Source organism: Flavobacterium sp. J49 (genome assembly GCF_011742145.1).
GTDB lineage: Bacteria > Bacteroidota > Bacteroidia > Flavobacteriales > Flavobacteriaceae > Flavobacterium.
In genome coordinates this window covers 1-242 of sequence record NZ_JAAQQU010000034.1, presented here as the reverse complement: position 1 = coordinate 242, position 242 = coordinate 1, and the positions used below count along the sequence as shown (strand labels likewise).

Below are 242 nucleotides of genomic sequence, written 5' to 3'. Positions count from 1 at the left end.
AATCCTTTTGTACAAATATTGTATGTTAGAGCAGTTGACCCATTAACCGGATGTTGGAGTGTCATTCCGATTGAGCTTAATGTGAATCCAAGTCCTATTGCACCGATTGATTTAGATGATATCGTGGTTTGTGATGATGACAACAATACCCAAAATGCGATTACCAATGTTGACTTGACGGTGAATACCCCAAGTGTGTTGGCCCAACAACCATTGGCCGCTAGTAATTATACGGTTGAGTA

The 242-nt window shown here is 40.5% G+C and carries 1 protein-coding gene; it reads left to right on the top strand.

The features are described from left to right. Window positions 1-242: hypothetical protein (locus HA632_RS00135; RefSeq protein WP_176305218.1), on the top strand; the 242-nt coding region annotated here is incomplete at both ends.